21 protein-coding genes are annotated in these 19,628 nt (G+C 71.0%); 6 read left to right on the top strand and 15 right to left on the bottom strand.

What is annotated here, in order from left to right; all coding sequences use genetic code 11:
- Positions 1-103: 103 nt before the first annotated feature.
- Positions 104-838 (top strand): hypothetical protein, encoded by a 735-nt coding sequence (locus ACFPA8_RS19235; protein WP_386450129.1) that lies wholly within the window; start codon positions 104-106, stop codon positions 836-838.
- Between the two features lie 3 nt (positions 839-841).
- Here ACFPA8_RS19235 and ACFPA8_RS19240 read toward each other — a convergent pair whose 3' ends face one another.
- A complete protein-coding gene (locus ACFPA8_RS19240) occupies positions 842-1,282 on the bottom strand; it encodes a DUF6278 family protein (protein ID WP_386450131.1) in 441 nt (146 codons plus the stop codon).
- A 235-nt stretch (positions 1,283-1,517) separates the two neighbouring features.
- Here ACFPA8_RS19240 and ACFPA8_RS19245 point away from each other — a divergent pair, with 235 nt between their 5' ends.
- Positions 1,518-3,293, top strand: coding sequence for an SGNH/GDSL hydrolase family protein (locus tag ACFPA8_RS19245; RefSeq protein WP_386450133.1), 1,776 nt, complete (start codon positions 1,518-1,520; stop codon positions 3,291-3,293).
- 190 nt (positions 3,294-3,483) lie between these two features.
- Here the strand turns inward: ACFPA8_RS19245 and ACFPA8_RS19250 are convergent, their stop codons facing one another.
- From ACFPA8_RS19250 to ACFPA8_RS19300, 11 genes are all read right to left on the bottom strand, one after another.
- Positions 3,484-3,954: a hypothetical protein gene (locus ACFPA8_RS19250; RefSeq protein ID WP_386450135.1), complete on the bottom strand. Its 471-nt coding sequence runs from the start codon at positions 3,952-3,954 to the stop codon at positions 3,484-3,486.
- A gap of 416 nt (positions 3,955-4,370) precedes the next feature.
- On the bottom strand, positions 4,371-5,150 hold the full coding sequence (locus ACFPA8_RS19255) for an exodeoxyribonuclease III (protein ID WP_386450137.1): 780 nt from the start codon (positions 5,148-5,150) through the stop codon (positions 4,371-4,373).
- A gap of 10 nt (positions 5,151-5,160) precedes the next feature.
- On the bottom strand, positions 5,161-5,799 hold the full coding sequence (locus ACFPA8_RS19260) for an MBL fold metallo-hydrolase (RefSeq protein WP_386450139.1): 639 nt from the start codon (positions 5,797-5,799) through the stop codon (positions 5,161-5,163).
- A 122-nt stretch (positions 5,800-5,921) separates the two neighbouring features.
- Complete coding sequence (pcaDC, locus tag ACFPA8_RS19265; protein WP_386450468.1) at positions 5,922-7,169, bottom strand: bifunctional 3-oxoadipate enol-lactonase/4-carboxymuconolactone decarboxylase PcaDC; 1,248 nt, start codon at positions 7,167-7,169, stop codon at positions 5,922-5,924.
- A gap of 81 nt (positions 7,170-7,250) precedes the next feature.
- Positions 7,251-7,862, bottom strand: coding sequence for a hypothetical protein (locus ACFPA8_RS19270; RefSeq protein ID WP_386450141.1), 612 nt, complete (start codon positions 7,860-7,862; stop codon positions 7,251-7,253).
- On the bottom strand, positions 7,859-9,019 hold the full coding sequence (locus ACFPA8_RS19275) for an ROK family glucokinase (RefSeq protein WP_386450143.1): 1,161 nt from the start codon (positions 9,017-9,019) through the stop codon (positions 7,859-7,861). The genes ACFPA8_RS19270 and ACFPA8_RS19275 overlap by 4 nt, the downstream gene beginning before the upstream one ends.
- 161 nt (positions 9,020-9,180) lie before the next feature.
- Positions 9,181-10,038: an ATP-binding cassette domain-containing protein gene (locus tag ACFPA8_RS19280; protein ID WP_386450145.1), complete on the bottom strand. Its 858-nt coding sequence runs from the start codon at positions 10,036-10,038 to the stop codon at positions 9,181-9,183.
- Entirely contained in the window at positions 10,035-11,120 is a 1,086-nt protein-coding gene (locus tag ACFPA8_RS19285; protein ID WP_386450147.1) for an ABC transporter permease, read from the bottom strand. The genes ACFPA8_RS19280 and ACFPA8_RS19285 overlap by 4 nt, the downstream gene beginning before the upstream one ends.
- Entirely contained in the window at positions 11,117-12,061 is a 945-nt protein-coding gene (locus tag ACFPA8_RS19290; protein WP_386450470.1) for a sugar ABC transporter substrate-binding protein, read from the bottom strand. The genes ACFPA8_RS19285 and ACFPA8_RS19290 overlap by 4 nt, the downstream gene beginning before the upstream one ends.
- A 202-nt stretch (positions 12,062-12,263) precedes the next feature.
- Positions 12,264-13,241, bottom strand: a complete 978-nt coding sequence (locus ACFPA8_RS19295) for a sugar ABC transporter substrate-binding protein (RefSeq protein WP_386450149.1) — start codon at positions 13,239-13,241, stop codon at positions 12,264-12,266.
- A 181-nt stretch (positions 13,242-13,422) separates the two neighbouring features.
- Positions 13,423-14,145, bottom strand: a complete 723-nt coding sequence (locus ACFPA8_RS19300) for a GntR family transcriptional regulator (RefSeq protein ID WP_386450472.1) — start codon at positions 14,143-14,145, stop codon at positions 13,423-13,425.
- A 189-nt stretch (positions 14,146-14,334) separates the two neighbouring features.
- Between ACFPA8_RS19300 and ACFPA8_RS19305 the strand changes: the two genes are divergently transcribed.
- Both ACFPA8_RS19305 and ACFPA8_RS19310 read left to right on the top strand, forming a co-directional pair.
- The gene (locus ACFPA8_RS19305) at positions 14,335-15,351 is read left to right on the top strand and encodes a Gfo/Idh/MocA family protein (RefSeq protein WP_386450151.1); all 1,017 of its coding nucleotides are present in this window, start codon (positions 14,335-14,337) and stop codon (positions 15,349-15,351) included.
- Between the two features lie 94 nt (positions 15,352-15,445).
- Positions 15,446-16,432, top strand: a complete 987-nt coding sequence (locus ACFPA8_RS19310; RefSeq protein ID WP_386450152.1) for a hydroxyacid dehydrogenase — start codon at positions 15,446-15,448, stop codon at positions 16,430-16,432.
- A gap of 88 nt (positions 16,433-16,520) precedes the next feature.
- On the opposite strand, the gene ACFPA8_RS19315 is transcribed toward ACFPA8_RS19310, so the two are convergent.
- Entirely contained in the window at positions 16,521-16,865 is a 345-nt protein-coding gene (locus ACFPA8_RS19315; protein ID WP_386450154.1) for a hypothetical protein, read from the bottom strand.
- A 190-nt stretch (positions 16,866-17,055) separates the two neighbouring features.
- Positions 17,056-17,487 carry a nuclear transport factor 2 family protein gene (locus tag ACFPA8_RS19320; protein WP_386450156.1) on the bottom strand — a complete coding sequence of 144 codons (432 nt, stop codon included), beginning with the start codon at positions 17,485-17,487 and terminating at the stop codon, positions 17,056-17,058.
- A gap of 133 nt (positions 17,488-17,620) precedes the next feature.
- Between ACFPA8_RS19320 and ACFPA8_RS19325 the strand changes: the two genes are divergently transcribed.
- Positions 17,621-18,202, top strand: a complete 582-nt coding sequence (locus tag ACFPA8_RS19325) for a PadR family transcriptional regulator (RefSeq protein WP_386450158.1) — start codon at positions 17,621-17,623, stop codon at positions 18,200-18,202.
- A complete protein-coding gene (locus ACFPA8_RS19330) occupies positions 18,189-19,028 on the top strand; it encodes an SGNH/GDSL hydrolase family protein (RefSeq protein ID WP_386450160.1) in 840 nt (279 codons plus the stop codon). The genes ACFPA8_RS19325 and ACFPA8_RS19330 overlap by 14 nt, the downstream gene beginning before the upstream one ends.
- A gap of 94 nt (positions 19,029-19,122) precedes the next feature.
- Here the strand turns inward: ACFPA8_RS19330 and ACFPA8_RS19335 are convergent, their stop codons facing one another.
- On the bottom strand, positions 19,123-19,617 hold the full coding sequence (locus ACFPA8_RS19335) for a GNAT family N-acetyltransferase (RefSeq protein WP_386450162.1): 495 nt from the start codon (positions 19,615-19,617) through the stop codon (positions 19,123-19,125).
- Positions 19,618-19,628: the final 11 nt, after the last annotated feature.

The following is a 19,628-nucleotide window of genomic DNA, read 5'->3' on the forward strand; positions in this document are numbered from 1 at the left end:
GCACCGGTACGGCCTTCGCCCCCGCGCGGTCCCCCGGGGTCCCCCGGGGTCCCCCGGACGTACCCGTACGACCGGATCGGTCGCGGATGTACGCTGCCGCCCCATGACGGACAACCTCCGGGAGATAGTGCTCGGCGTGCTGGCGGCGGGCATCACGACCGCCTTGGGCTGGTTCGCCCGTACGTACCTGTGGCGGCGCAGTCTCCGCCGCAAGCAGCGCTTCTTCGGCCTTCCGCACCACTCCGAGTGCATGCTCGTGGTCAACCGCGACCCGGCGACGAGCGAGTGGGCCGTCGCCCGCAACGACGTCTTCGCCCTCCTGGAGCTCTCCGCACTGGTCAAGGACTGCGGCGCGCGACCGGACGTCGTACCGCACGACGCCGCGCAGCAGGGCTTCGGCGAGCGCACCGAGTTCTGCATGGGCGGCCCGGTCTCGAACCAGCGCATGGCCGCCCACCTGCAGTCGCTGCTGCCCGGTGTCAGCATCAACACGGACGCGGAACGCGGCCCCGACCAGGCCGCCTTCACGGTGGGCGGCGAGCGTCATCTGATGGAGCGCGGCACCCGCGAGCACGTACTGCTCGCGCGTCTCACCGCCGGGCAGAACGCGGACACGCGCCCCGTCTTCCTCTTCTGCGGCCAGCGGTCGATAACCAATCAGGCGGCGGCCCGCTACCTCGCCCGGCACCACACACGGCTGATGCGCAAGTACGGGACGCGGGGTGACTTCTGCGTGCTGCTGCGGGTGGTCAATTCCCAGGCGTACGGGCCGGACGTGGTCGAACTGGTCGCCGACGTCACCCGCGCCGCCACCAGCTCGCCCACCACGCCCTCCTGACGCTCACCGCTCGGAGAACTCCGCGTACAGCTGCGACAGCTCCGGTGTGCCCGTCTCCGCCCAGGAGGCGCCTTCCTCCAACGCGTCCAGCTGCCTGCCCGAGGGCAGTTGCACCACCGGCTCGCCGTCCGGGCGGAACCACCAGGCCGCACCCGGCACCGTACGGACGATGACGGTGCCCAGGTAGAGGCCGGCGTCGCTGCCGAGCCACGGTGAGACCTCCGGATCGTCCCGCCAGCGCGGCAGCAGCTGGTCCAGTGCGGCCAACGACTCGGCCGTGTCGTCGAGTTGGACCCCCGCCCTCTCCGCCTGGTTCCGCAGCAGCTCGCACTCCGAGAGCAGCTGCGCAACGCCCTCGGGGTCGCTGGACACCGCGTCGGAGTCGGGCGTGCCCGGTGCCGCACCGTGCCTCTTACGCCAGTTGTCCAGGAAGGGGATGTTCATACGGGTCAGGGTGGCATCCCCGGATGTGCGAGCACCACAGGCACGCTGTGCACGGGCAGGGGTGCGGAAAAAACGGCGTGTGTCCGACTGGACACCTTGACGACCCTTTGCCGCCTCTCTACCTTCACCGGGCCTGGGTCGAATCAGGGCGCGACGAAAGGGTGTTGGAGCCGGAAACACAAGACGCCAGAGAGGACGAGTCCGCGTGCGCAGACGTCTGTGGAGTGTCCCCCTCATGATCCTGCTGAGCGTCGCGGGCCTACCCGCGGTCGCCGTGGCAGAAGACCGCACCACGTCCACCGAGCCGCTCCCTCTGGAGCGGCTCTTCGACAACCGGGCCGTCAGCGACGACGCACGCCCCGGTGAAGCCGACTTCGACGGAGCGGGCAACTCCCTCTCCGCGCAGGACCTGCACGCAGCCGGCTGGCACGCCGGCCGCCGGCTCGACCTCGACTCCGCCTCGCTGCAGTGGCCCCGCACCCGTCCCGGCAGCCCCGACAACGTACGCGCCGACGGGCAGCACGTACGGGTGCGGGGCGCCGGCAACGCCGTCTCCTTCCTGGTGGCGGGGACCTCCGCCGACGGCGGGCCGGGCGGGGACGTGACCGGCAGCGGAACCGTGCACTACTGGGACGGCACCAGCAGCACCTACACCCTCACGGCCCCGGACTGGCGCACCGGTCCGCTCGCCACGAAGGCCGTCGCCCTGCCGCACGTGAACACCCGCGCGGGCGGGCAGCTCGCCGAGAAGGCCCGCATTTACGCCGTGACGGTGCCGGCCGCACCCGGCCGCCAGATCCGCTCCGTGACGCTTCCCGCCGATGCGGGCCCGCAGTCGGACCTGCACGTCTTCGCCGCATCGGTACGCCGGGAGGAGTCTTCGTGGACGGGCAGCTGGTCGGCGAGCAGCGCCGGCTACACCGCCGTCGGACCGTGGCAGGACCAGACGCTGCGGCTGGTGGTGCACAGCTCCGCGGGCGGATCGCGGGCCCGCATCCGGCTGGCCAACACCTTCGCCTCCGCACCGGTGGAGATCGGAAGCGCCTCCGTCGTCGTACGGGACGAGGGCGCCACCGGGCGCGGGCGCCCCGTGCCGCTGCGGTTCGACGGGCGGGACAATGTCGTGATGCCTGCCGGTGCGCAGGCGGTCAGCGACCCCGTGGGTTTCGTCGTGCCGCCCGGTGCCGATCTGCTGGTGAGCATCCACCTGCCGGGACCCGTGGCCGCGGCGCCCGTGCACAGTGCGGCCATCCAGCGTTCCTACGTGAGCGGCGCCGGCAGCGGCGACCGCACACAGGACGAGGAAGGAGGCGCGTTCACGGGCTCGTTGGATTCGTGGCCGTTCCTCACGGGGGTGGACGTACGGGGCGGTCCCGGCTCCGTCGTCGCCTTCGGCGACTCCATCACGGACGGAGTGCGCTCCACGCAGGACGCCAACCGGCGGTGGCCCGACGTGCTCTCCGAGCGGCTGCGCGCGCAGCAGGACGTGCCCCGGTACGGCGTGCTCAACCAGGGCATCTCGGCGAACCGCGTCCTCTCCGACCGCTATCCCGGCGACGGGGTCAGCGACGACACCGGGGGCGTCAGCGCCCTGCACAGGCTGGAACGCGACGTGCTGGCGCAGACGAACGCGCACACGGTGGTCGTCTTCGAAGGCATCAACGATGTGCGGTGGGGCGCTTCCGCCGAAGATGTCGTCGCCGGGCTCAAGACGCTCGCGCAGCGGGCACGCGAGCGCGGACTGCGGGTCGTCGGCGCGACGCTGACGCCGTGTGAGGGCTACAAGGACTGCTCACCGGAGGTGGAGGCCAAGCGCAGCGCCGTCAACGAATTCATCCGCGACAACGGGGGCGTGTACGACGCCGTGCTCGACTTCGACGCCGCGGTGCGGGATCCGGCACGGCCGCAGCGGATGCTGCCCGCGTACGACAGCGGCGACCATCTGCACCCGGGCGACGCGGGGCTGAAGGCGATGGCCGATTCGGTGGAGCTGAAGAAGCTGGTGCCGTAGCACTGCTCCCGGGAGCACTCGAAGGAGTGGCTCCGGGAACAGTGCCCACGCAGGGACGAGCGGGGCGGCGCGTGCCGCCGCCCCGCCGTTCCGCTCCGGGATACGTTCGCCCGGTCGATCAGGGCAGCCGCTCAGGGCAGTTGCTCAGGGCAGCCGCTCAGGTCCCGGGCGCCCGGACGGTGACCGTGCCTCAGAAGGTGAAGGGACCCGGGGCCTGGGGCGCGGTGGCGTTGCAGGTCACCGTGATGACCCCGAAGATCACCAGCTTCACCGACTTCGCCTCCATGACGTCCCCGGCGGCGACCGTCCCGTCCAGAGGACCGGAGTTGACGTCGTCCCCGGCCGACATCGCCGGGTTGGACTCCCCGGTGAAGGTCGCCGTGTCGGTGCCGTTCTTCGACAGGGTGAGCGTGGTGCTGACGGACCCGGCGGCCACGTCTATGGGTGCCTTGACCGCGGACGAGGAGAGCGTGATCGTCGCGGCTGTGCCGTCCTGCGTCGCGACGAGTGTGGCCTCGCCCGCTCCGGCGCTTCCGCAGTCGGCCGTCACGGTGGCCGTCGTCGGGTCGACCGCCGCCGCGCCCGGGGCGAAGGCCAGTGCGCATGCCGTCAGTGCTGCCGTGCCCAGTGCCGTTCCGAGAGCTGTTCTGCTGCGTCCCATGGAATTGCCTTCCGGTTGGGGGGAATAGCGTGACCACCGCATCGTTGCGTCACGTCTGACGCGCGTGAGCGCGGTGTGGGGGGTGCGGTGCGTGCAGTGGCGACCAGGAATGCGCACGGTCCGCGGCTCAGGCGGCACCCCGGGGCGTCACGGTGTGACAGCTCGTCAATTCACGCGTTGCTATTGATGCGCGTGACGCGGGAGAGCGCAAGAGTGCCTGCGGGGCATTTCAAGCCATTGAGGCAGGCGTCCCCCGACAAGGAACGAGCAGTTGCCTTTCGGGCGATACGCCGGACATGCCCGGCACAGACCGGCACCGCACGGACCGGACCGGACGGTCGGGCCGGACGGTCGGGCCGGACGGTCGGGCCGGGGGACAGGCGATCAGTCCGTCAGGCAGGCAGTCCGTCCGTCCGTCAGAGTTCCAGGTCGACCACGACGGGCGCGTGGTCGGAAGCGCCCTTCCCCTTGCGCTCCTCACGGTCGACGTAGGCGTCCCGCACCGCCGCCGAGAAGGGCGCGTTGCCGTACACCAGGTCGATGCGCATGCCCCTGTTCTTGGGGAAGCACAGCTGGCGGTAGTCCCAGTACGTGAAGGGGTGGTCGTACTTCAGGGGCCGGGGCAGCACGTCAGTGAGGCCCACGTCGCGCAGGGCCTTCAGCGCGGCACGCTCGGGCTCCGTCACGTGTGTCGAGCCCTCGAAGGCGGACCGGTCGTAGACGTCGTCGTCGGTCGGCGCGATGTTGTAGTCGCCCAGTATCGCGTAGGGCATCGGGCCCGGGGCCTCCTTCTGCGCCGTACGCCGCAGCGCCTCCAGCCACTCCAGCTTGTAGGCGTAGTGCGGGTGGCCGACCTCGCGGCCGTTGGGCACGTAGACCGACCAGACCCGCACGCCGCCGCAGGTCGCCGCAGCGGCACGGGACTCGTCGCCGCCGTCGAAGAGCGGGCCCTCGGGCAGGCCGAGGACGGTGTCGCTCAGACCTACCCGGGAGAGCACCGCGACGCCGTTCCACCTGCCGTCGCCGTTGACCAGCGACTCGTAGCCCAGGGCCGAGATCTCCTCCGCCGGGAACGCCTCGGCGGAGCACTTCAGCTCCTGAAGGCAGACCACGTCGGGACGGGCGGACTCCAGCCAGGCCGACAGCCTCGGCAGCCGGGCGCTGACGGAATTGACGTTCCAGGTGGCGATACGCATACGTGTGAATCTACCGCGCGACACCGACACTCTCGCCGGGGGTGAGCCTGCTGTGGCCGACGCCGCCCAGGTCGCCGATCAGCCGGTCGTAGACGGGGCGGGCCTGGTCGGCGAGGAGACCGTCGTGGACGTCGATCGCCCGGCGCGGCGCGACCTCGCGCACGTAGTCGATGACCTCGGAGACCTTGCTCCACGGCGCGTGGACCGGCAGCAGCAGGGTGTCCACGGAGCGGTCCGGCACGGTCAGGGCGTCGCCCGGGTGGAAGAGCGAACCGTCCACGAGGTAGCCGCAGTTGGCGATGCGCGGGATGTCGGGGTGGATGACGGCGTGCAGTTGGCCGTGCACCTCGACCTCGAATCCGGCCGCGTCGAAGGTGTCGCCTTCTCCGACGGTGTGCACCCTGCCGGGGAACGCGGTGGAGATCTGGTCCGCGACGCCGCGCAGCGTCCAGATCCGGGCCGCCGGGTTGGCCTCCATGGCGGCCCGCAGCCGCCCCTCGTCGAAGTGGTCGGGGTGTTCGTGGGTGACGAGCAGCGCGTCGGCCCCGACCGCGGCGTCTCCCTCGCTGAAGCCACCGGGGTCGATGACGAGGGTGCGCCCGTCCTGCTCGAGCCGTACGCAGGCGTGGCCCTTCTTGATCAGCTTCATGGGGCCATTGTGCCCGTACGTCCCCTGTCCGGGCTGCGCCCGTCGCACTGCCGGACGCGGTGGCGCGGTCCGGTGCCGGACCGTGCGGTGACCCACGGCCCCGGAACCGGCCGGGGCGGGTGTCAGTCCTCCGGGGTGGTCTCCTCGCGGATGACGCCCTGGGCCACGGCGAACGCGGAGTTGGCGGCGGGAACGCCGACGTACACGGCGGTCTGGAGGAGCACTTCCTTGATCTCCTCAGGGGTCAGGCCGTTGCGCAGTGCCGCCCGGACGTGGAACGTCAGCTCGTCGAAGTGGCCCCGCGCCACGAGTGCGGTCAGCGTGACGACGGAGCGGGTGCGGCGGTCGAGACCCGGCCGGGTCCACACCTCGCCCCAGGCGTAGCGGGTGGCGAAGTCCTGGAAGTCCTGTGTGAACGCGTCGGCGTTCTTTTGGGCCCGGTCGACGTGGGCGTCGCCGAGTACCTCGCGGCGCACCTTCATGCCCGCGTCGTAGGGGTCGCCGCGGCCGGCGATCTGTGCGGCCGACTCCAGCTCCGCGATGGCTCCGGTGGGGCGCATGGGCGTGGGGGCGATGACCGGGGCGGGCGCCGGCGGCCCGGCGGCCGACTCCTGCCAGCTGGTCGTGAAGTGCCGGATGAGCAGTTCCGTGACGGCGCCGGGCTGCTCGACGGGCGTGAGGTGGGAGGCGCCGGGCACTATCGCGAGCCGTGCGTCCGGTATTCCGGCGACCAGCGCACGGGCGTCGGCGGGCGGAGTGGCCTCGTCCTCGGCTCCCGCCATCACCAGCGTCGGCACGCCGATGCGTCCCAGGTCCTGGCGTACGTCGAAGGCGGCGAGCACCTCGCAGGCGGCTATGTAGCAGCCCGGGTCGGTCGTGCGGACCATCTGCACGGCCCACTCGACGATCGCCGGCTGCGCCGCGACGAAGCCGGGTGTGAACCAGCGGTCCGGGGTGGAGCGCGCGATGGGGTCGAGCCCGTTCGTACGGACGACGACACCGCGCTGCCGCCAGGCGTCGGCGGTGCCGAAGCGCGGCGAGGCGGAGACGAGGGCGAGTGAGGAGACCCGCTCCCGTGCCTGCAGGCCGAGCTGGATTCCGACGGCGCCGCCTATGGAGCAGCCGACGTATCCGAAGCGGTTGATGCCGAGCGAGTCGAGAGTGGCGAGCAGGCGCTCGGCCAGGCTCTTCGCGGAGTCGGCGGAGTGGGCCGGGGCTCCGCCGTGACCGGGCAGGTCGAAGCGCAGGACACGCCAGTTGCGGGAGAGTTCGGGGATCTGGCGGTCCCACATGTGCCAGGTCGTGCCGAGGGCGGGGCCCAGTACGAGCACTGGCGCGTCGTCGGGGCCGTCCAGGCGGTGCTGCAACATCAGGGCACTCTGCTCATCGCTCACGTGTTCACGCTACCCAGGAGTTCCCGGGACTCCGCCCCGGGGTCGCCGCTCTGCACATCAGAACTTCACCGTGGACACGACATACACACGAGGACGGCTCTCGTACGTACGGTCCACGGTGATCGACACGGTCGGACGGCCCTGCTTCTGCCGGTAGGTCGTGCCGGCCCAGTCGCGGCCCTCCCCGCCGAAGTCCCAGCCGACGTGGTCGGCGTGCTTCTCCGAGATCGTGACCTCTCCCTTCCGCAGGGCGTCGCGGTCGGTGCCGACGTCCTCCAGGAAGTCGCCGAGCCGCTTCTGCGAGGTGCGGAACTGCACGTAGAGGGAGCTGGTCTTCCAGGAGTTGTTCTCGTAGAAGGCGTGATGGCTGGACTGCGCCGGCAGCGGCACGTCGTAGACGTTGCGCTGGACCTTGCTCGGCCAGCCGTAGGCGAGGTTGGTGGCGGCCGCCTTGCGCTGCTTGTCCTCGCCGCTGTCACGGCTCTGGAAGGCGGATCTGACCAGGTAGCCGCCGGGGACGGCGATGAGCAGGACGACGATGAGGAGCGTCAGCAGCCGGTGCCTCGGGCGGTGCGGCGGCCGCTGAGCGGAGCGTACGTTCGCGGGCGTTGCGTCCATGGGCGAATCGGCCTGGGAGTCCTGAGGGGTCGGGGAAGTCGTGGTGGTCACTGGCCCACCGCCCGGCGCAGGTTGTCGGCAGCGCGTTCGTAGCGCTCGTACCTCTCCAGGCGGCGCCTGTTGGCGCGGCGGAAGCGGCGGGCGACGAGGCGCGCGAGGTCGGCGGCGCCGACCATGCCTGCCTCGGGCCCGAGCTGTGCTTTGGCGATGGTGGCCTCCGGCCGGTAGCCGCGTCCCGTCAGATGACGGCGGAAAGCGTCCCGCGCGGGGTCGATGAGGAGTTCGTCGGCGGCGCTGACGCCGCCGCCGATCACGAAGCCGCCCGGGTCGAGTGCGGCGGCCAGATTGGCGATGCCCACGCCCAGCCAGTGGCCGATGTCCTGCAGGAGCTCGGTGCACATGGCGTCGCCGTCGCGGGCGAGCTCGGTGATCAGCGGACCGGTGATGTCGGCGATCTGGCCGTCGACGCGGTCGATGATGCCGTACGCGACGGGCGACTCGGCAGCGGCGAGCTCCCGTGCCTCCCTGACCAGGGCGTTGCCGGAGCTGTACTGCTCCCAGCAGCCGCGGTTGCCGCAGGGGCAGCGGTGACCGCCCGGCACGACCTGCATGTGGCCGAACTCGCCGGCCACGCCGTACTTTCCGCGCTTGACCCCGCCGTCCTCCAGGATGGCCCCGCCGATGCCCGTGCCCAGCGTGATCATCACGAGGTGGTCCTCGCCGCGGCCCGCGCCGAAACGCCACTCCCCCCATGCCGCGGTGTTGGCGTCGTTGTCCACCATGACGGGCACCGCGAGACGGGCGGTGAGGGCGTCCTTGAGGGGCTCGTCGCGCCAGGCCAGGTGCGGCGCGAAGAGGACGCGGGAGCGGTCGGCGTCGACCCAGCCCGCGGCGCCGATGCCGACGGCGTGCACGTCGTGCCGGTCGGAGAGGTCGAGGACCAGTTCGGCGATCGTGTCCTCGACGACTTTGGGGCTCTTGGACTTCTCGGGGGTCTCGGTGCGTACCTGCTCCAGGATGTTGCCGTCGGCGTCGACGACGCCCGCCATCACCTTGGTCCCGCCGATGTCGATACCGACGGTGGGCACCCGGGGGGCGGAGAGGTGCGAGCGCCGCTCCCGGGTGCTGACGGTCCGCAGAACACTGGCACTGGGTGCGGTGCGCCTGTAGACACGGTCCCGGTCCGCGCGATCTCGGTACATGCTCACGGCGCGGCCTTTCGTGTTCGCACGGCTGCTGACTTCTCGGTCACGGTGGACGCTCCCCCGCCCACGTGGCCGATTCTGCCTTACCGCGCGGTCCCGCCGCACAGCCGCACCGTGCCGCACGGCGCCGGGCGGCTCCGCGGCCCGGCGCGGTGCCGCACGGCTCACTCCAGGTGCTGCGGTACCGGTGCGCGCTCCAGTTCGTGGGAGAGCTGCTCCAGCTCGCTGCCGCCGGACATCTGCCGCGTCAGCTCCTCCAGGGCCAGTTCCTCCTTGCGGTGGCTGCCGGCCATGCCGCCGCGCTTGAGCAGCACGAAACGGTCCCCCACGAGGTACGCGTGATGCGGGTTGTGCGTGATCAGCACGACGCCGAGGCCCGCGTCCCGCGCCGCGGCGACGTACTTCAGCACGACGCCCGACTGCTTGACGCCCAGCGCCGCCGTCGGCTCGTCGAGCACCAGAACCTTCGCCCCGAAGTACACGGCGCGGGCGATGGCGACGCACTGCCGCTCACCGCCGGAGAGGGTGCCGATGGGCTGGTCGACGTCGCGCAGGTCGATGCCCATGCGCAGCAGTTCGCTGTGTGTCGTGCGGCGCATCCGCTGCACGTCGAGCCGGGAGAAGGGGCCGCGGCCCCTGACCGGCTCGGATCCGAGGAAGAAGTTGCGCCACACCGGCATCAGCGGGACGACCGCGAGGTCCTGGTAGACGGTGGCGATACCGCGGTCCAGAGCCTCACGGGGGGAGCCGAGCCTGGTCTCCTCCCCGTTGATGCGGAAGCTGCCCGAGTCGTGCTGGTGCAGCCCGGCGATGATCTTGATGAGGGTGGACTTGCCCGCGCCGTTGTCGCCGAGCACGCAGGTGATCTGCCCGGCGTGCACCTGGAGTGAGACGTCTTCCAGGGCGCGGATGTTGCCGTACAGCTTGCTGACGTCCGTCAGTTCGACCAAGGGGGCGGCGTCCGCCACTGCTTCGCCGGCCTGCTTCGCCGTGTCCGTGCCGGTGTTCTTCTCCGCGGTCATCGGTTGACCTCCGCCCGCTTACGTATCCACGCGTTCAGCAGGGTCGCGATCAAGAGCATCGCCCCCAGGAAGAACTTGAACCAGTCGGGCTCCCACTGCGCGTAGACGATGCCCTTGCTCGTCATGCCGAAGATGAAGGCGCCCACTGCCGCACCGACCGCCGATCCGTAGCCACCGGTGAGCAGGCAGCCGCCGATGACTGCGGCGGCGATGTAGATCAGCTCGTTGCCGACGCCCTCGCCGGACTGGACGACGTCGTAGTTGAAGAGCAGATGCTGCCCCGATATCCAGGCGCCCAGGGCGACTCCGAGGTAGAGGCCGATCTTCGTACGGGCCACGGGGACGCCGACCGCGCGGGCGGTGTCCTGTCCGCCGCCGACCGCGAAGATCCAGTTGCCGGCGCGGGTCCGCAGCAGCAGCCACGTGGCCACGGCCACCAGTGCCAGCCACCACACCACGGTGACCTGGATCTGGACGGAGCCGACCGACAGCTCCGAGGCGAAGAGCGCCTGCGCGGAGGCGAAGCCCTCCATGTCGCCGATGCCCTTCGTGGAGACGGTTCCGCTGATGAGCTTCGTCAGGCCCAGGTTGAGGCCCGTCAGCATCAGGAACGTGCCGAGCGTGATGATGAAGCTCGGCAGCTTCGTCCGTACGAGCAGATAGCCGTTGAAGAACCCGATGCCGAGCGTGAGCAGCAGCGACACCCCCACGCCCGCCCACACGTTGGCCGTCATCTGGTAGCTGAACATCGACGAGATCAGCGAGGAGGACGTGACCATCACGCCCGTCGACAGGTCGAACTCGCCGCCGATCATCAGCAACGCCACCGGCACCGCCATGATCCCGATGGTCGAGGAGGCGTAGAGCACCGTGGACAGGCTTGAGGCCCGCAGGAAGCTCTCGGCCGCGAAGGAGAAGAAGACGAACACCGCGACGGCGCCGACGACCGCGCCGAGCTCGGGCCGTCCCAGCAGCCGGCTCAGCACCGACCGGTGCACCAGGCGCTCGTCGGTCTTCGCGGTCCCGTTCCGGCTGTCCGCCTCGGGTGCGCCGGCGGGTGTGGGTGTGGGTGCCGTCGTCATCGCGTTCCCCGCTTCGTGTACTTCTGCAAGGTCGATGCGTCCTTCTCCGTGAGGATCTGCGGGCCGGTCAGTACGGGTTTGCCGCCGCCCAGCATGTTGGCGTTGTGGCGGTGCAGCCACAGCAGGTCGACGGCTTCGTAGCCCTGGAGGTAGGGCTGCTGGTCCACGGCGAAGCCGAGAGTGCCGTCCTTCAGTGCGGTGGCCACCTGGTCGTTGAGGTCGAAGGTGTCGATCTCCGCCTTGCTGCCCGCCCCCTCGGCGGCCTGCACGGCGGTGGGCGCGAAGGGCGCCCCCAGTGTGAGCACGGTGTCGGTCTCGCTGTCCGACTGGAGTTCGGCCTCCAGGGAAGACTCCACCGCGGGCATGTTCGTACCGTCGACGTGCAGGTTGCGGACCTTGCCGTCGAAGGTCTTCCGCACGCCGCGGCACCGCTCCTCGTGGCCGACGTTGCCCTGCTCGTGCAGCACGCAGACCGCCTTCTTGCGGCCGCGTTCGTCGAGCTCCCTGCCGACCGCCTCACCGGCCAGCACCTCGTCCTGGCCGATGTGGGCGAGGGCGCCGACCCCCTCGGACTCGTCCTGGCCGGAGTTGACGGTGACGACGGGGATGCCCGCCTTCACCGCCTTCTTCAGCACGCCCTTCATCGCGTCCGGCTTGGCCAGGGAGACGATCAGACCGTCCACGTCGTTGTCGACGGCGGCCTTCACCAGCTGCGCCTGCCGGCCGGCTTCCTTGTCGTGCGAGTAGAGGAACTCGATGTTGTCCTTGCGCGCCGCGTCCTTCGCTCCGCTCTGCACGATGTCCCAGAAGGTGTCGCCCTCCCCGGAGTGGCTCACCATCGCGATCTTCCAGCGGGGCGTACCGACGGCGGCCTCGCCTCCGACAGCGGCGTTGCGCGCCTCCTCCGCCCGCTTGCCGCCGGTGCTGCTGCATCCCGCCAGCGAGACTGCCGCCGCGAGGAGCCCTGTCGTGGCGGCTCGCCCGGCGCGTACTCCTGTGCAGTTCCCGCGGAACCTCTCCAGCCTGGACACGTGCTGCTGACCTCTCGGTACGGGTGGTGCTGTGCATCCGGATCGCCGCGGCGGTGGCCGGCACCGGCGCGGACGCCCGCGCCAGTATCGGCACTCCCCCCGCGGCGTCCGGTCACCGGGTGCCGCGCTCGGTGTACTTCTCCAGCCGTGGTACGTCCTTGTCCGTGACGATCTGCGGACCGGTCAGCACGGGCTTGCCGCCGCCCAGCTCGTTGGCGTTGTACGAGTGCAGCCACAGGGCGTCGACGGCCTCGTACCCCTGGAGGTAGGGCTGCTGGTCGACGGCGAAGCCGAAGCTCTTGTCCTTGAGCCCCTTCACCACCTGCGCGTTGAGGTCGAACGTGTCGATCTCCGCGTCGCTGCCTGCCTTCTCCTTCGCCTTGGCGGACGTCGCCGCGAACGGGGCGCCGAGGGTGAGGACGGTGTCGATGTCCGCGTCGGACTGCAGCTTCGCCTCGACGGAGGACTGCACGTCCGGCATGTTCGTGCCGTCCACGTTGAGTGTCGACATGTCACCGTCGAAGGTCTTCTTCGCGCCCGCGCAGCGGTCTTCCAGGGAGACGTTGCCCTGCTCGTGGATCACGCACAGGGCCTTCTTCCGGTCCCGCTTGTTCAGCTCCTCACCGACGGCCTCACCGGCGATCGCCTCGTCCTGACCGATGTGGGAGAGCGCGCCCACCTCTTTGGAGAACTCACCGCCGGAGTTGATGGTGATGACCGGGATGCCGGCCTTCACCGCCTTCTTCAGCACGCCCTTCATCGCGTCCGGCTTGGCCAGCGTGACGATCAGACCGTCGACCTTCTTGTCGATGGCCGACTGCACGAGCTGCGCCTGCCGCCCCGCCTCGTCGTCGTGCGAGTAGTCGAACTGGACGTTGTCCTTGCGGGCCGCGTCCTTCGCTCCGCTCTGCACGATGTCCCAGAAGGTGTCGCCCTCCCCGGAGTGGCTCACCATCGCGATCGTCATCCGTGGAGTGTTGACACCCTTGCCGCCGCCGGCGCCGTCCGCCTTCTCCTCGGAACCCTTTCCGCCGGAGCTGCTGCAGCCGGCGGCGAGGAGTGCCGCGCTCGTCAGGGCTGTCGCCACCATTGTTGCTCTACGTGCTCTACGCCGAAGGACCATGAGCGGAGTTCTAGCCGTGGTCGGAGCAGGGCGTCAATACTTTGTCCGAACATTCTCCACGGCAGTTTGTCCGAACATACTCGGAGGCGTCGGCGACCGGCCCGGCCGCCGGGCCCCGAAGCCGGGCCGGGAGCGCATCACCCGCAGGTCAGGAACGTACGAGGAGCTGGAACTCGAAGGAGTAGCGCGAGGCGCGGTAGAGATGCGAGGCGTACTCCACCGGCCGTCCGGTGTCGTCGAACGTGGTGCGCTCCATGGTCAGCAGCGGCGCACCGACGGCCTCCCCCAGCAGCTTCGCCTCCTCGGCGGTGGCCGCTCGCGCCCCCACGGACTGCCGCGCACTGTGCAGGGTGATGCCCGCACCGCGCATGAGCCGGTAGAGCCCCGTGGACTCCAGCTCCTCGCCGCTCTCCTCCGGCAGCAGGTCACTGGGAAGGTGATTGCACAGATAGGCCATGGGCTCGCCGTGAGTCAGCCGCAGCCGTTCCAGCCGTCGCACCTCCCCGCCCTCGGGCACGGCCAGCGCGGCCGCGACCTCGGGACCGGCCTCCTCCTTCTCGTAGCACAGCACGCGCGTCGCCGGCCGCTGACCGGCCGCCTCCAGGTCGTCGTAGAGGCTGCTCAGCTCCAGGGGGCGGCGCACCTGGCTGTGCACGACCTGGGTGCCGATCCCCCGACGCCGCACGAGCAGGCCCTTGTCGACGAGCGACTGGATCGCCTGACGCACCGTCGGCCGGGACAGGCCGAGCCGCCCGGCCAGCTCGATCTCGTTGCCGAGGAGGCTTCCGGGGGAGAGCCGGCCGCGCTCGATGGCGGCTTCTAGCTGCTGCGCGAGCTGGAAGTACAACGGGACCGGACTGCTGCGGTCCACGCTGAACTCGAGGTCAACGGGATCATTCTTGGCCACGGGGGGAGCGTAGTGCGCGGGACGGCCCACCGGAAGGCGTAAGTCTGGTTGTCCGGACAAAGCGGACGGTGACGTCACGACTCCCGCGGGCGGCGGAGCAATTGTCAGGACAAAGCGTTGACAGCACTTGAGAGGACCCGCGAACGTAGCCCCATGCGCATCGGACTCATCGGCACCGGCCGTATCGGCACCTTCCACGCCCGTACCCTCACCGCGGCCCCCGAGGTGACGGAGGTCCTGCTCACCGACGCGGACGCCGCACGCGCCGCCGAAGTGGCGGCGGAACTCGGCGCGACGTCCGTCTCGTCCCCCACCGAACTTCTCCTGACCCACGGCATCGACGCCGTCGTCATCGCCTCCGCGACCGCTTCGCACGCCGGACTCATCCGGGAGGCCGCGGAACACGGCCTGCCCGTCTTCTGCGAGAAGCCCATCGCTCTGGACCTGCCCGGCACGACGGACGCCCTCCGGACCGTCGAAGAAGCGGGCAGCCTCCTGCAGATCGGCTTCATGCGCCGCTTCGACGCGGGCTACGTCGCCGCACGCGAAGCCGTACGCTCCGGCAGCCTCGGCCGCCTCCACACGGTGCGCGCCATGACCTCCGACCCGGCGCCCCCGCCGGCGGCCTACCTGCCGCACTCCGGCGGCCTCTACCGGGACTGCCTGGTGCACGACTTCGACGTGCTGCGGTGGGTCACCGGACGCGAGGTCGTCTCCGTCTACGCGGCGGGCTCCGACTCGGGCCCCGCGATGTTCCGCGAAGCCGACGACGTCGACACCGCCGCCGCGCTGCTCACCATGGACGACGGCACCCTGTGCACAGCGACCGCCACCCGCGTCAACGGAGCGGGCTACGACGTGCGCATGGAGCTCGCCGGCGAGAAGGACCAGGTGGCGGTGGGTCTCGGTCCCCGCACTCCGCTGACGTCCCTGGAACCGGGAGCGGAGGCGGCTGCCGGGACGGCCCCGGGCACGGCGTGGCCGGGCTTCCTGGAGCGGTTCGCGCCCGCGTACGAAGCCGAACTGGCGGCGTTCGTACGGGCGGTGAGGGGCGAAGTGCCCAACCCGTGCGACGGCTACGAGGCGTTGACGGCCCTGCGCATCGCCGAGGCGTGCGAGCGTTCACGCCGCGAGGGCCGTCCTGTGGCGATGACGGAGTTCGACACGTGACCGCGTCGCAGTGCGGCGGTCCGGCGCACGACGGCGTCCGCCGCGCCGCCACGCCCCGCGCCGCCGCGCCGCAACCGCCTCCGGAGGGTGCGCGATGACCGGCAGACCCCGCATCGCCGTCGATCTCGCTCCCTCCCTCGAAGAGAGCCTGTTCGACGCGGCGTTGCTGGACCGTCTGGAGTCGGTGGGCACGCTCGTCCGCACAGCCGGGACGGACACCGCCCTGCGCAGGCAGGCCGACATCCTCGTCACCGGGTGGGGCACGCCTCCCCTTCCGCCGCGCAGGGCCGGCACCGGGCGGATCCGGTTCATCGCCCACAGCGCGGGAACGGTCCGGCCCCTCGTCCCCAAGTCCCTGCTCGCCGAGGGTGTCCGGCTCACTCACGCCTCGGCGGGCATGGCGCGGTCCGTCGCGGAGGCCGCTCTGTACTTCACGATCGGGCAACTGCGTTCCCTGCACCGCGTCGAGCACGCGATGCGCCACGGGCGCGACTGGCAGGAGGCCGGGTCGTACGGGCCCGGACGTACCGTCGCGGGCACCCGCGTCGGCGTGATCGGGGCGAGCAGGGTCGGACGCATCTACATCGAGCTCGTCCGTGCCCTCGGTGCCGCAGTCGCCGTGTCCGACCCGTACCTGTCCGAGCAGGAGGCCGTCCGGCTGGGCGTCCGGCTCATGCCGTTGGATGAACTGCTGCGCAGCTGCCCCGTCATCGCACTGCACGCTCCCGTGACGGAGGAGACGCGGGGCATGCTCGACGCGGAGCGGCTCGCGATGATCCAGGACGGCGGCATCCTGGTGAACACCGCCCGCTCCGCGCTGCTCGACACGGCGGCCCTGACGCGGATGCTGCGAGAGGGCAGGCTCAGCGCCTCACTCGACGTCTTCGACGACGAACCTCTGCCGCAGGAGAGCGAGTTGTGGGAACTGCCCGACGCCGTCCTCACCCCGCACATCGCGGGCGCGACACTCGACTCCCGCCGGCATCAGGGCACGATCGTGGTCGAGGAGATCGAACGGTACGTCCGTGGCCTGCCCCTCGAGCACGAGATCCACGTCGCGGCGTACGACCGTCTGGCGTGAACAGCCGTTGCGGGGCCCGGCGTTCCCCGGCCGGATGTCCTCCCCCCCCCGCGGCCGGGACACCGGCGGTGCCGCCCGCGGTGGGCTGTCAGCGTGCGCGGCCGAGGAGCTGGAGGATCCTGGCCGTGTGCGGGTAGGGGTGACGGCTGGTCAGAGCCAGCTCCAGGGCCTCCAGTTCGGTGAAGGAGTCCGGGTCGTGCTTGCGGGCGTCGTCGGCGATGTGGTCGGCGACGGTGCGGATTCCGCAGTGCTCGATGTCCTCGCAGCCCGACTCCGCGAGCAGCGGGGAGAGTTCCTCGGCGGTGTAGAGGGTCAGTTCGGCGTCGAAGGTGTGCCCCGTGGTCCTGCGTCCGTCGAGCGCGGCGCGAGCCGCCGCCGGAGGTTGGCCTCGGCGACGCTGTACCGCAGTCGGCCCCAGGGACTCCGCTGCCACTCGCGCCAGGAGTCGAGGGCTTCGTCGAACAAGTTCTGCATCGTCGGGGTCGGCTCTCCTTCTGACGGCACCGGTCGGCCCGGTACGGCGGACGGGGGCGGGGGCGGGGGGCTCGTCCCGTCCGCCGACTGCGGGGCGGGACCGGACAGCCCCATGATGCCCCGGCCCCGGGCGGTCCCGGTGGTTCCCCTCAAGGCCCGGGGGGCGCGGGGAGGAGCCCGTCGGCGACCAGTCCCGCCAGGACCGCCTCGCCCAGTGCGTGCACGGCGGACTGCGGGCGGACCATCACGGTGATCTCCTTGATCCGCTCCTCGTGGTCGAGGTGCAGCAGGTCGATGCCGTGGATCTGCCTGCCGTTCACGGTGGCGCGGAAGACCAGGGCCACGGTGGCGGTCCCGGTGCCGTCCGAAGCGGTCTCGGCGGTGCCGTCGAGCTCTCCGACGTACCGGAAGTCCTCGAAGGTGCGCATGAGGACGCCGAGGAGGCCCAGCACCGCCGGCCTCCCCACGAACGGTTCGAACTTGACGGGGCTGTAGAGCCGGACGTCCTCGGTGAACAACCCGTCCAGTGCGGCGGGATCGCGGCTGTCGACGGCGGCACGGAAACGGTTCGCAGCGGCCACGGCACTCCTCGATACGGCTTGATACTCAACAACAGGAATAGTAATTTTCTTGACTATCACGCTTCGGGCCCGCTGACCAGAAATCCCTGTGGTCCACGACGCCCGTCGCCGGAGAAGGGGAGGAGACGGCGCGATGGCATTGCGTCACGCTGTGCTGGCGGCGCTGCTCGACGAGGAGTTGAGCGGATACCAGCTGGCCAAGGCGTTCGACACGGGCGTGGCGAACTTCTGGCACGCCCTCCCCCAGCAGCTGTACGCGGAGCTGTCCAAGCTGGAGAAGGAAGGGCTGGTCTCGGGCCGTGAGGTGGTCCAGGACGCACGGCCCAACAAGCGGCTGTTCCAGGTCACCGGCGCCGGGCTGGCCGAGCTGGAACGGTTCGCGGCGACAGCAGCCAAGCCCTCGTTCATCCGTGACGACCTGCTGGTCAAGGTCCAGGCCGCCGACCACATCTCCACCGGGACACTGGTCGCGCAACTCACCGAACGGGCCGCGTTCGCCGAAGCCAAAGTGGAACTGTTCGAAGCACTGCTGCGGAAGATGCGCGGTGACCGCAGCGAGGACGAGTTCCTGCGGCACGGCGAACGGATCGGGCCGTACCTGACGTGCCGGCGTGGCCTGGACTTCGAGCGGGGCAACCGCCACTGGTGCGAACAGACGGCGGAGATCCTTCGGGAGAGGGCCGCCGGGGCGGAGGCAGCCCGTGTCGGACCTTGAGAACCTGCGCTTCGTCGCCCTCGGCGACAGCCAGACCGAGGGCCTCGGCGACGGCGACGACACCGTCGGCCTGCGGGGGTGGGCCGATCGCCTCGCCGAGCAGCTCGCGCTGCACCACCCCGGCACGCAGTACGCCAACCTCGCCGTACGCGGCCGAACCGCCGAGCAGGTCCGGGAGGGGCAGCTCGCTCCCGCCCTCGCTCTGCGCCCCGGTCTGGCCACCGTCGTCGCCGGGGTCAACGACCTGCTGCGGCCCCGGTTCGACGCCGACGAGGTCGCCGGTCACCTGGAGGCGATGTACGCGGCGCTCACCGCTCAAGGCGCCCGCGTGGCGACGCTCACCTTCCCCGACGTCGCACGGCTCACCCCGCTCGCCCGCCCGGTCGGCTCCCGCGTCGGCGCCCTGAACCACCGCATCCGGCAGGCGGCAGGACGGCACGGCGTCACCGTCGTCGAGACGTCGCGCCACCCCGTCGTCACCGACCCCCGGCTCTGGAGCCCGGACCGGTTGCACGCCAGCCCTCTGGGCCACGAACGGATCGCCGCCGCCGTGGCCCATGCCCTCGAACTTCCCGGCAGCGACGACTCCTGGACCCGCCCTCTGGCCGGGCCTCCCGTGGTGGTCCCGGCCGGGTGGCGCGCCGCGGCAGGCGAGCTGCGATGGGTTGCCTCCTTCCTCGGCCCCTGGCTCGGCAGGCGCATGCTCGGCCGCTCCTCCGGCGACGGCCGCACAGCCAAACGCCCGGCCCTCCTGCCCGTGCGGACTGCCCGCGCGGGCGACGCGTCGACGGCGAACGGACCGCGCCCGGGAGGCGGGCCAGGGTGAGAGCGGGGCAACGGGCCGCGGCAGCGGCCGGGCCCGAAGTGGCCACGTACCGCCGGCCGTTGACGGAGCAGCCGGTTCGCGTGCCGCCGGCGGCTCAGAGGTACTTGATCATGAACGTGCAGGCATCGGCGACCCGGTGGAAGACCCCCGTGCCGTCCAGGTAGACACCGCAGTCCAGGTACGGAGTGGAAGGGGTGTAGCCGAGCCGCTTGTACAGGTCCGCCGTGCGCGGATTGTTCTTCTCCACGCCCAGCCCGACACAGAAGCACTTCCGTTCGCGCACGCGGGCTTCGGCGGTCCGGATGAGGGCGGTGCCCACGGACTGGGCGCGCAGCGTCCCGGGCCAGTTCCCGAGGCCCTGGATCTCCGGGCAGTCCTCGTGGACCGCGCGCACCTCGGGTGCTTCACAGCCCTCCCAGAGCACTTCGCAGCTGCCCACGGGCAACTGGCCACGCCAGGCGATCAGGAAGGTGCTGGCACCCTCGCTGTGCCGGGCGAAGCGAGGGCCGTGGAGCGAGGTCGACCCGGGGGACGGCATGTACTCGTCGAGCAGCACGACGTCCTCTTCCCGGCACTCGCTGATCCTCATCCGCCATAGCG

Origin of the sequence: Streptomyces ovatisporus (genome assembly GCF_042653885.1) — a bacterium.
Lineage (GTDB): Bacteria > Actinomycetota > Actinomycetes > Streptomycetales > Streptomycetaceae > Streptomyces > Streptomyces ovatisporus.

Excerpts from the sequence above, each read along its gene's own strand:
- ACFPA8_RS19235 (WP_386450129.1), top strand. The coding sequence starts at position 104 with ATGACGGACAACCTCCGGGAGATAGTGCTCGGCGTGCTGGCGGCGGGC.
- ACFPA8_RS19240 (WP_386450131.1), bottom strand. The coding sequence starts at position 1,282 with ATGAACATCCCCTTCCTGGACAACTGGCGTAAGAGGCACGGTGCGGCA.
- ACFPA8_RS19245 (WP_386450133.1), top strand. The coding sequence starts at position 1,518 with ATGATCCTGCTGAGCGTCGCGGGCCTACCCGCGGTCGCCGTGGCAGAA.
- ACFPA8_RS19250 (WP_386450135.1), bottom strand. The coding sequence starts at position 3,954 with ATGGGACGCAGCAGAACAGCTCTCGGAACGGCACTGGGCACGGCAGCA.
- ACFPA8_RS19255 (WP_386450137.1), bottom strand. The coding sequence starts at position 5,150 with ATGCGTATCGCCACCTGGAACGTCAATTCCGTCAGCGCCCGGCTGCCG.
- ACFPA8_RS19260 (WP_386450139.1), bottom strand. The coding sequence starts at position 5,799 with ATGAAGCTGATCAAGAAGGGCCACGCCTGCGTACGGCTCGAGCAGGAC.
- pcaDC (WP_386450468.1), bottom strand. The coding sequence starts at position 7,169 with ATGTTGCAGCACCGCCTGGACGGCCCCGACGACGCGCCAGTGCTCGTA.
- ACFPA8_RS19280 (WP_386450145.1), bottom strand. The coding sequence starts at position 10,038 with ATGACCGCGGAGAAGAACACCGGCACGGACACGGCGAAGCAGGCCGGC.
- ACFPA8_RS19285 (WP_386450147.1), bottom strand. The coding sequence starts at position 11,120 with ATGACGACGGCACCCACACCCACACCCGCCGGCGCACCCGAGGCGGAC.
- ACFPA8_RS19295 (WP_386450149.1), bottom strand. The coding sequence starts at position 13,241 with ATGGTGGCGACAGCCCTGACGAGCGCGGCACTCCTCGCCGCCGGCTGC.
- ACFPA8_RS19305 (WP_386450151.1), top strand. The coding sequence starts at position 14,335 with ATGCGCATCGGACTCATCGGCACCGGCCGTATCGGCACCTTCCACGCC.
- ACFPA8_RS19310 (WP_386450152.1), top strand. The coding sequence starts at position 15,446 with ATGACCGGCAGACCCCGCATCGCCGTCGATCTCGCTCCCTCCCTCGAA.
- ACFPA8_RS19325 (WP_386450158.1), top strand. The coding sequence starts at position 17,621 with ATGGCATTGCGTCACGCTGTGCTGGCGGCGCTGCTCGACGAGGAGTTG.
- ACFPA8_RS19335 (WP_386450162.1), bottom strand. The coding sequence starts at position 19,617 with ATGAGGATCAGCGAGTGCCGGGAAGAGGACGTCGTGCTGCTCGACGAG.